Source organism: Pseudonocardia sp. SID8383 (assembly GCF_009864975.1).
GTDB lineage: Bacteria > Actinomycetota > Actinomycetes > Mycobacteriales > Pseudonocardiaceae > Pseudonocardia > Pseudonocardia alni.
The window spans coordinates 1-9,813 of sequence record NZ_WWFY01000277.1 but is presented as its reverse complement, the minus strand read 5'-3'; the positions used below and the strand labels follow the sequence as shown (position 1 = coordinate 9,813).

Genomic DNA, 9,813 nt, shown 5'->3' with positions numbered 1-9,813 from the left:
TGCACCGCGGGACCGGCCGGGCCCGGGTGGGCCGCAGGACCGTCGGGGCGCGGGTGGGCACCGTGACCGGCGGGGGCCGGGTGGACTCCGTGACCGGCGGGGTCCGGGTGGGCTCCGTGACCGGTGGGGACCGGGGTTACGCCGTGACCGGCGGGGGCCGGGTGGGCACCGTGGCCGGTGGGGAGCGGCGCCGGCAGGCCCTCGGGCACCGCACGTTGCAGTCCGGCCCCGGTCAGCGCCCGGACCGACATCTGCGCATGCCCGGCGGCGTCGGGGCGTTCGCGGCCCAGGACGGAGCCGAGGTAGCCGAGCAGGAAGCCCGCCGGGACCGACACCAGGCCCGGGTTCGCCAGCGGGAACCACGCGAAGTCGAGGTCGGGCAGCATCGCCGTCGGCGCCCCGGACACCGCGGGCGAGAACACGATGAGCGTCAGCGTGACGGTGAGGCCGCCGTACATGCTCCACAGGGCACCGGTCGTGGTGAACCCCTTCCAGAACAGCGAGTACAGCAGCGTCGGCAGGTTCGCCGAGGCGGCCATCGCGAAGGTCAGGGCGGCCAGGAACGCGATGTTCTGGCCGTTGGCCAGGATGCCCCCGGCGATGCCGACGAGCCCGATGACGACGGTGGTCAGCCGGGCGACGCGGACCTCCTCGGCCGCGGTGGCCTGCCCGCGGCGCAGCAGCTGGGCGTACACGTCGTGGGCGAACGCGGCCGCGGCGGTGATCATCAGACCGGCGACGACCGCGAGGATCGTCGCGAAGGCGACCGCCGAGACCAGCGCCAGCATCACCGGCCCGCCGATCTGCAGTGCCAGCAGCGGCGCCGCCGAGTTCACCCCGCCTGGCGCGGCGAGGATCGCCTCCGGCCCGACCAGCGCCGTGGCGCCGTACCCGAGCGCCAGTACCAGCAGGAAGAACGCGCCGATCAGCCAGATCGCCCACACGACCGACTTCCGGGCCTGCCGGGCGTCGGGGACGGTGTAGAAGCGCATGAGGATGTGCGGGAGCCCGGCCACACCGAGGACACCGCCGACGGCCAGTGACAGCAGGTCCAGGTTGGCCGTCAGGCCACCGCCGTACAGCAGCCCCGGGGACAGCACGGCCTCGCCGCGCGGGTGGTTCGCGACCGCCGCGGTCAGCAGCGCGGGCAGGCTCAGACCGGTCGTGCCGAGCACGAACGCGGCCATGATCATCCCGGTCGCCAGCAGCAGGACCGCCTTCACGATCTGGATCCAGGTCGCGCCGCTCATCCCGCCGATCAGCACGTACCCGATGACCACGGCCCCGACCCCGGCGATCGTCGCGGACTGCCCGGCGCGGTCGGTGATGTTCAGCAGCAGCGCGAGCAGGCCGCCCGCGCCCGCGAGCTGGCCGAGCAGGTACAGCGTGGAGATCACCACCGCCGAGGTCGCGGCGGCCGCGCGCACCGGGCGCTGCCGCAACCGGTAGCTGAGGACGTCGGCCATCGTGTAGCGACCGGTGTTGCGCAGCATCTCGGCGACGAAGAACAGCGCCACCAGCCAGGCGACGAAGGCGACGACGGCGTAGAGGAACCCGTCGGGACCGGCGACGGCGACCGCGCCGACGATGCCGAGGAACGTCGCGGCCGACAGGAAGTCCCCGGACAGGGCCAGGCCGTTCTCCGGACCGGTGAAGCCGCTGCCCGCGGTGTAGTAGTCCCGGGCCGCCGACGAGCGCCGCCGCACCCGCAGCACCAGGACGAAGGCCAGGAGGATGAACGACGAGAAGACCAGGATGTTGAGCAGCGGGTCCCCGGGGGCCGGGGACACGGCCGCGACGGCTGCGGTCACCGGTGGCCCCGCTCGAGACGCTCACGGATCTCGTCGGCGAGCGGGTCGAGCCGGCGGCCGGCGTACCGGACGTACAGCGCGGTGATCGCGAACGTCGTGACGAACTGCCCGATGGCCAGCACCAGCGCCAGCGTGAGGTCGCCGAGCACCCGGGTGCCGAGCAGCCCGGGCGCCCAGGCGCTGAGCCCCACGAACAGGAACAGCCAGCCCAGGAAGCCCGCGGTCGCCGGCAGCACGAAACGCAGCAGGCGCGCGCGGAGCTCGCGGAAGTCCTCGCTCGCCTCGGCCGTGGTCCAGACGTCGGGGCCCGCCGTCACCCCCGCGCGGTCCGGTGACACGGGGACGTGGCTGGGGGACGGCATCGTCGCCGGCGAACGGTTCACACTGTGCGTAACGGACGGAGACACCGAGAGTTACGTTTCGTCACGAATGCGGCACGCGGACGCAGGAAGATCTGTCACGTCCCGTCAGCCACCTGACGCCGTTCGGGGTCGCATGCGACCCCGGCCGGGCCGGGTCAGCTGCCCCGGCGGACGTCGAGGACGAGGTCCCGCTCGGGCGGCGGGTCCGTGGTGATCATCAGTGCCGCTCCCGCGAGCAGCCGGCGGGCGGTGGGGAGCCGGGCGTCGTCGTCGGTGTGCAGCTCGGCGAGCGGGGTGCCGGGACGGACCTCGTCGCCCGGGTCGACCAGCAGCCGGACCCCGGCCCCGGCCTGTACCGGGTCCTCCTTGCGGGCGCGCCCGGCTCCGAGCTTCCAGGCCGCCGTGCCGACGGCGAGCGCGTCGGCCCCGGCGAAGATCCCGGACCGCTCGGCGACGACCGTCTCGACGTGCGTGGCCACCGGCAGCGGTGCGGACGGGTCCCCGCCCTGCGCGGCGATCATCCGCTCCCACACGTCGTACGCGGCACCGGAGGCGAGCACGGCGGCCGGGTCGGCGTCGGGCAGACCGGCGAGGGCGAGCATCTCCGTGGCCAGCGCGACGGTGAGCGACACCAGGTCGGCCGGTCCCCCACCACGCAGCACCTCGACCGACTCGGCGACCTCCAGGGCGTTGCCGACGCAGCGGCCCAGCGGGCGGGACATGTCGGTGAGCAGCGCGGTGGTCGGGAGGCCGTGGGCGGCCCCGATCGCGGTCATCGCGTCGGCGAGCTCCCCGGCGCGCGGCAGGGTCTTCATGAACGCGCCGGACCCCACCTTCACGTCGAGGACCAGCCCGCCGGTGCCCTCGGCGAGCTTCTTGCTCATGATCGAGCTGGCGATCAGCGGGACGGACTCGACGGTGCCGGTGACGTCGCGCAGCGCGTAGAGCCGCTTGTCGGCGGGGGCGAGCGTGGGCGTCGTCGCGCAGACGACCGCGCCGACCTCGCGCAGCTGCGCGGTGATCTCGTCGGTGGTCAGCGAGGCGCGCCAGCCGGGGACGGCCTCCAGCTTGTCCAGGGTGCCGCCGGTGTGGCCGAGCCCGCGTCCGGACAGCTGCGGCACCGCCGCCCCGCAGGCCGCGACGAGCGGCGCCAGCGGCAGCGTGATCTTGTCCCCGACGCCGCCGGTGGAGTGCTTGTCGACCAGCGGGCGTCCGACGTCGCCGAAGTCGAGGACCTCGCCGGAGTCGATCATCGCCTGGGTCCAGTGCGCGATCTCGCCGGGCTCCATGCCGTTGAGCAGGATCGCCATGGCCAGCGCGGCCATCTGCTCGTCGGCCACCTCGCCGCGGGTGTAGGCGTCGACCACCCAGTCGATCTGGGCCCTCGACAGCGTGCGGCAGTCGCGCTTGGCCGCGATGACCTCGACCGCGGAGAAGCTCACGGGAGATCCTCCGGGCCGAACGCGTCGGGCAGCACCTCGGTGAACGGCAGCACCCCGCGCGGGGTGTCGCAGAGCAGGGCGGCGCCGCCGAACTCGTGGAGCACCTGGCGGCAGCGTCCGCACGGCATGAGCAGGTCGCCGTCGCCGGAGCGGCAGGCGACCGCGAGCAGCCGTCCGCCGCCGGAGAGGCGCAGCTGCCCGGCGAGGGTCACCTCGGCGCAGACGCCGAGACCGTAGGAGGCGTTCTCGACGTTGCAGCCGGTGACCACCCGCCCGTCGTCGACGAGTGCGGCCGCGCCGACGCGCAGCCGGGAGTACGGCGCGTACGCCCAGGCCGCGGCCTGCACCGCGGCGGCCCGCAGGGCGTCCCAGTCCGGGACGGGCGCGTCGGGCCGCATCATGTCCGCGCCCGCTCCGGACGGTCCCCCGCCTGCCATCTAGCGTCCCTCCCCGCGCCGGTACGGCTCGCCGAGCCGGGCCGGTGGTCGTAGTCGTTGCGAGGCCGCCGCGAGCACGATCAGCGTGACGAGCTGCGGGGCGTAGGAGGCGAACTCGCTGGGCACGGTGTCGACCGACCAGTAGACCGCGTACACCAGCAGCCCCGCGACGAGCGCGACGGCGGCGGCGGTCCACATCCGGCGGATCGCCCACAGCACCGCGACGACGACCGCGACCAGCGTCGCGCCGTAGAGCAGCGCGTGCACCGCCTCACCGCCGGCACGCAGCTGCAGGCCGTCGACGTAGCCGAACAGCGCCGAGCCGACGAGCAGCCCGGCGGGCCGCCAGTTGCCGAAGATCATCGCGGCGAGGCCGATGTACCCGCGGCCGCCGACCTGGTTCTCCAGGTAGCCGAGCTGGCCGGGGTTGAGCACCAGGGCCGCACCGCCGAGCCCGGCGAGCGCGCCGGAGATCGTGACCGCGACGTACTTGTGCAGCACCACGTTCACGCCGAGCGACTCCGCCGCGACCGGCGACTCGCCCGCGCTGCGCAGCCGCAGCCCGAACGCCGTCCGCCACAGCACGAGGTAGCTCACCGGGACCAGCGCGACCCCGATGACCAGGATCGGCGTCAGGCCGGTGACCAGCCCGGACAGCAACCCGGCGAGGTCGGAGACGAACACCCGTTGCTGGGCCTCCAGCGCCGCGAGGCCCTCGGAGACCCCGGGGATCGAGAACTCGGTGAAGCCCTCCAGCCGCGGGGACTGGCGCGGGTTCTGCGAGACCGGGGTGAAGACCAGCGTCGCCAGGTACTTCGTCAGCCCCGTCCCGAGCAGGGTGATCGCGACGCCGGAGACGATGTGATTGACGTTGAACGTCACCGTCGCGACGGCGTGCAGCAGCCCGCCGAGCGCGCCGAACACCAGCCCGCCGAGCATCGCCGCCCACGGCCCCCACTGGTAGCCGGCCCAGGCCGCGCCCCAGGTGCCGAGCACCATCATGCCCTCGAGGCCGATGTTGATGATCCCGGCGCGTTCGGCCCAGAGGCCGCCCAGGCCGGCGAGCAGGATCGGCAGCCCCAGCCGCACCGCGGCGGACGCGGTGCCACCGGAGGTCAGCTGGATCTGGCCGGTCAGCGTCACCGTGACGGACAGGACGGCGACGAGCACGGCCGCGATCAGCGCCGACCGGGCCCAGCCGGGCAGAGACCGCGCACGATCCAGCACCGCGGTCACGACGACACCTCCGCGGGTTGCGGTGCGGGGGCCGCCGCGGCGACCCGCCGTTGCTCGGCCCGGCGCTCGACCCGGCGGACGACCTCGTAGGCGACGACCACCGACAGCACGATCAGGCCCTGCATGATCAGTACGATCTCCCGCGGGATGCCGACGACGTCGAGCGCCACCGCGGACTTGTCCAGGAACGCCCACAGCAGCGCGCCCAGCGCGATGCCGACGGGGTGGTTGCGGCCCAGCAGCGCGATCGCGATGCCGGTGAAGCCGTAGCCCTGCGGCGAGGACAGCGTGTAGGCGTGGTCGCGCCCGAGCAGCTCGGGCAATCCGACCAGCCCGGCGACCGCACCGGAGAGCAGCAGCGCGACGACGATCGTGCGGCGCGCGTTCACCCCGCCGGTCGCGGCGGCCGTCGCCGACTCGCCGGAGGCGCGCAGCTCGAAGCCGAACCGGGTGCGTCCGAGCAGGAACCAGTAGCCGATGCCCAGCGCGGCCGCGACGAACACCATCCCGAAGATCGCGCCGTTGCCGACCGGGATACCGGGGAACCAGCCCGACTCGGGGATCGGCGGGGTGGTGATGTTGTTGCCGCGCAGCTCGCCGAAGGTCTCGGCGCGGATCAGGTAGGCGATCAGCCCGGTGGCGATCGCGTTCAGCATGATCGTCGAGATGACCTCGGAGACGCCGCGGTAGGCCTTGAGCAGCGCCGGGATCGCGACCCAGGCGGCGCCGGTCAGCAGCGCCACCACCATGATCAGCACGGTGTGCAGGACGGGCGGGAGCGCCACCGTCCCGCCGACGATCGCGGCGACGCAGGCGGCGACCCGGAACTGGCCCTCGACGCCGATGTTGAACAGCCGCATCTGGAAGCCGATCGCGACGGCCAGGGCGGCGAGGTAGTAGACGGCGGCGGAGTTCACGGTGTCCACGACGACCGTGCCCGACCCGACCTGCGCGAGGATGGTGGTGACCGCCGTCCACGGCGACGCCCCGCTGATCACGAGTGCGACCCCGCAGAGCAGGGCGGCGACCGCGATCGCGAGGACGGGCGCGACGACGGCGCCCCGCAGCCGGCTCACGTGGCGGCTCCGGTCATCTTGGTACCCAGCTCCTCGGGGGTCACGGTCGCGGGATCGGCGGTGCCGACCAGCCGCCCGCCGGAGATGACGGCGAGGGTGTCGGACAGGCCGATCAGCTCGTCGAGGTCGGCCGAGACCAGCAGCACCGCGAGCCCGGCCGCGCGGGCGCGGCGCAGCTCGGCCCAGATGCCTGCCTGTGCGCCGACGTCGACACCGCGGGTCGGGTGGGCCGCGATGAGCAGCACCGGGTCGCCGGACAGCTCCCGTCCGACGACGAGCTTCTGCTGGTTGCCACCGGACAGCGCGGCCGCCATGACGTCGATTCCGGGGGTACGCACGTCGAAGTCGCGCACGATCCGCTCGGTGTCGGTGCGCGCGGCGGCGGTGTCCAGCAGCCCGCGCCGGGCGATCGGCGGCCGGGACTGGAACCCGAGGATCCGGTTCGCCCACAGCGGCTGCTCGCCGAGCAGGGCGTGGCGGGACCGGTCCTCGGGGACGTAGCCGATGCCGGCCTCGCGGCGGGCCATCGTGGAGTTCGCCGAGATGTCGGTGCCGTTCAGCAGCACCCGGCCACGGGCGTGCCTGCGCATCCCCATGACCGTCTCGACGAGCTCGGTCTGGCCGTTGCCCTCGACGCCGGCGATGCCCAGCACCTCACCGGCGTGCACGACGAGGTCGACGCCGTCGAGCAGGTCGCGGCCGCCGTCCGGGCTCGTCAGCCCGAGGCCCTCGACGCGCAGCACCTCGCGGTCGGTCACGGTCGACTCGCGGGTCTCCGGCGAGGGCAGCTCCGAGCCGACCATCATCTCCGCCAGCTCGCGGTTGGTCACGGTCAGCGGGTCCGCGGTGCCGACCGTGCGGCCGCGGCGGATCACGGTGATCCGGTCGGCGACGGCGCGGACCTCGTCGAGCTTGTGCGAGATGAACAGGAACGTGTAGCCGTCGCCCTGCATCCGGCGCACGGTCGCGAACAGCTCGTCGACCTCCTGCGGGACCAGCACCGCGGTCGGCTCGTCGAGGATCACCGTGCGGGCGCCGCGGTAGAGCACCTTCAGGATCTCGATGCGCTGCCGGTCGGCGACGCCGAGGTGCTCGACGAGCGCGTCCTGCCGGGCGGCGAGCCCGACGGTCGCGGACAGCTCGGTGATCCGCGCCCGGGCCGCCTTCCCGATGCCGTGCAGGCGCTCGGCGCCGAGCAGCACGTTCTCGGCGACGGTCAGGTTGTCGGCCAGCATGAAGTGCTGGTGGACCATCCCGATCCCCGCGGCGATGGCGTCGGCGGGGCTGCGGAAGTGCGTGTCCGCCCCGTCGACGACGATCGTGCCCTCGTCGGGCGTCTGCATCCCGTAGAGGATCTTCATCAGGGTCGACTTGCCGGCCCCGTTCTCGCCGCAGAGGGCGTGGACCTCACCGTGGGTGACGGTGAGGTCCACGCCGTCGTTCGCGACGACGCCGGGGAACCGCTTGGTGATCCCGCGCAGTTCGACCGCGTGGCGCTCGTCGGTCACTTCGTGGACGTGACGTCGATCTGTCCGGCGATGATCGCGGCCTTGTACGCCTCGAGCTGCGGGACGATGTCGTCGACCTGGCCACCGGAGGTGGAGTAGCCGACACCGTTGTTGGCGAGGTCGAATCGCGCCGGGAGCGTCGCGACGGCGTTGCCCGCGACCGCGTTGATGTACTCGTAGACCGCCACGTCGACCCGCTTGATCATCGACGTCATGATCGTGTCGCGGACCTGCGTCAGCTGCGGCGAGTTGTACTGGTCGGAGTCGACGCCGATGGCCTTCTTCTGCGCGGTCTGCGCGGCCGCGAAGACACCCTGGTTCGACTGGCCCGCCGCGGCGAAGGCGATGTCGGCGCCGCCGTCGTACTGGCCGGATGCGATCTCGGTGGCGCGGGTGGCGTCGTTGAAGCCGGTGAAGTCGCCGGCCGGGGAGATGTAGGCAGACTCGACGTCGATCTGCGGCGCGACGGCCTTGGCACCCTGCTCGTAGCCGGCGTCGAACTTCTGGATCAGCGGGTTGTCGACGCCGCCGATGAACCCGACCTTGCAGGTCGAGGTCTTCAGCGCGGCCGCGGCGCCGACCAGGAACGAGCCCTGCTCCTCGGCGAAGACCAGCGGCTTGACGTTGGGCAGGTCGACCGTGTCGTCGTCGACGATGGCGAACTGGATGTTCGGGAACTCGGTCGCGACGGTCTTCACGCCGGTGGCGTAGTTGAAGCCGACCGCGACGATCGGGTTGAACCCGCCCTGGGCGAGCTGGCGGAGGCGGTTGGTGCCCGCGTCCTCGCTCTCCCCCGCCTGGGCTGTCGCCTCGCGCGTGTTGGCCTTCTGGAGCCCCAGCTCGGCGACGGCGCGGTCGAGGCCGGCGGCCGCCGCGTCGTTGAACGAGGCATCGCCACGGCCGCCGATGTCGTAGGCCAGCCCGACCTTGAGCCGGCTCGCGTCCGCCTTCGGAGCCTCCGGCGCCGGCTGGGCCGAGGCTGCCGGGACCGACGGCGGCGCGACGCGCTCGCACTCCCCGGCCTGGGCGCCGTCGCCCCCGCCGGTGTCGCGGGCACAGCCCGCGAGCGTGAGTGCCGCCGCGGCCACGAGCGCGATCGCGGTCGCGTACCGGCCCCTGCCTCCGATGCGCTGGTTGATCCGCACGAGGTGACCTCCCCCTCCGGCGCCACCGCTCGGCGGCGCATGTCCGGACGGGACGGTAACCGCTGGACAACGGTTTCGGCAGAACTCGAAACACGGCCGTGACGCGGAATCGTCGAGCGGTTGACGGACGGTACCGTCCGCACACCCGGACGATCTTGTACCCGGGAGGTGACAGCAGTCTCGGAGGAGGATCGATGGATCGCGCGGAACGTACGGTGCAGGCCCCACCGGAGCGGGTGTGGGAGCTGGTCTCGGACATCACCCGGGCCGGTGAGTGGAGCCCGGAGGCCACCGGGGGACGGTGGCGCGGCGACGCGACGGGGCCCGCCGTGGGCGCCAGGTTCACCGGCGGGAACCGGCGCGGCCGGATCCGCTGGTCGACCCACTGCCGGGTCACCGAGTGCGAGCCGGCCCGCCGGTTCACCTTCGTGGTCGGCGAGTCGAAGACGGCCTGGGGCTGGGTCCTGGAGCCGGCCGGGGACGGGGCGACGACCGTCGTCGCCTGGCGGGAGAAGACCGGCGAGGCGGCGCTGCCGGTACGGCTGCTGCAGCGCAGCGGGATCCTGGGCCGGGACCGCGAGGCCCTGATGCGCGACGGGCTGGAGCGCAGCCTGGACCGGGTCAAGGAGATCGTCGAGCGCTGACCGTGCCGCGGGGCGCGGGCCGTGGTGCCGGGCCCGCAGCGGGCGGCCCGTTCCGCCGGGCCGTGGGTCATGCTGCAACGGTGACGACCCCCGCCGGCCCGGGTTCCCCGCGCCGACCCGCCGCCCGGCTGCTCGTTCCCGTCGTCGTGGCG

At 73.6% G+C, this 9,813-nt stretch carries 8 protein-coding genes and 1 pseudogene; 1 reads left to right on the top strand and 8 read right to left on the bottom strand.

Annotated elements, in window-relative coordinates; all coding sequences use genetic code 11:
* Positions 1 to 206 precede the first annotated feature (206 nt).
* The 8 genes and pseudogenes from GTW08_RS06745 to GTW08_RS06710 all read right to left on the bottom strand — a co-directional run.
* A pseudogene (locus GTW08_RS06745) lies at positions 207 to 1,790 on the bottom strand (cation acetate symporter); the annotation flags it as partial.
* Between the two features lie 17 nt (positions 1,791 to 1,807).
* Positions 1,808 to 2,128: a DUF485 domain-containing protein gene (locus tag GTW08_RS06740; protein WP_346009866.1), complete on the bottom strand. Its 321-nt coding sequence runs from the start codon at positions 2,126 to 2,128 to the stop codon at positions 1,808 to 1,810.
* 200 nt (positions 2,129 to 2,328) lie between these two features.
* A complete protein-coding gene (locus tag GTW08_RS06735) occupies positions 2,329 to 3,615 on the bottom strand; it encodes a thymidine phosphorylase (RefSeq protein ID WP_073576398.1) in 1,287 nt (428 codons plus the stop codon).
* Positions 3,612 to 4,013, bottom strand: a complete 402-nt coding sequence (locus GTW08_RS06730) for a cytidine deaminase (protein WP_073576845.1) — start codon at positions 4,011 to 4,013, stop codon at positions 3,612 to 3,614. The genes GTW08_RS06735 and GTW08_RS06730 overlap by 4 nt, the downstream gene beginning before the upstream one ends.
* 39 nt (positions 4,014 to 4,052) lie before the next feature.
* On the bottom strand, positions 4,053 to 5,288 hold the full coding sequence (locus GTW08_RS06725; RefSeq protein WP_100878700.1) for an ABC transporter permease: 1,236 nt from the start codon (positions 5,286 to 5,288) through the stop codon (positions 4,053 to 4,055).
* Positions 5,285 to 6,364: an ABC transporter permease gene (locus GTW08_RS06720; RefSeq protein WP_062397669.1), complete on the bottom strand. Its 1,080-nt coding sequence runs from the start codon at positions 6,362 to 6,364 to the stop codon at positions 5,285 to 5,287. Before GTW08_RS06720 ends, GTW08_RS06725 begins: the two co-directional genes overlap by 4 nt.
* Positions 6,361 to 7,872 carry an ABC transporter ATP-binding protein gene (locus GTW08_RS06715; RefSeq protein ID WP_073576401.1) on the bottom strand — a complete coding sequence of 504 codons (1,512 nt, stop codon included), beginning with the start codon at positions 7,870 to 7,872 and terminating at the stop codon, positions 6,361 to 6,363. The genes GTW08_RS06720 and GTW08_RS06715 overlap by 4 nt, the downstream gene beginning before the upstream one ends.
* Positions 7,869 to 9,017: a BMP family lipoprotein gene (locus GTW08_RS06710; RefSeq protein WP_161151581.1), complete on the bottom strand. Its 1,149-nt coding sequence runs from the start codon at positions 9,015 to 9,017 to the stop codon at positions 7,869 to 7,871. The genes GTW08_RS06715 and GTW08_RS06710 overlap by 4 nt, the downstream gene beginning before the upstream one ends.
* A gap of 194 nt (positions 9,018 to 9,211) precedes the next feature.
* On the opposite strand from GTW08_RS06710, the gene GTW08_RS06705 reads away from it, so the two are divergent.
* Positions 9,212 to 9,661 carry an SRPBCC family protein gene (locus tag GTW08_RS06705; protein WP_062397671.1) on the top strand — a complete coding sequence of 150 codons (450 nt, stop codon included), beginning with the start codon at positions 9,212 to 9,214 and terminating at the stop codon, positions 9,659 to 9,661.
* Positions 9,662 to 9,813 lie beyond the last annotated feature (152 nt).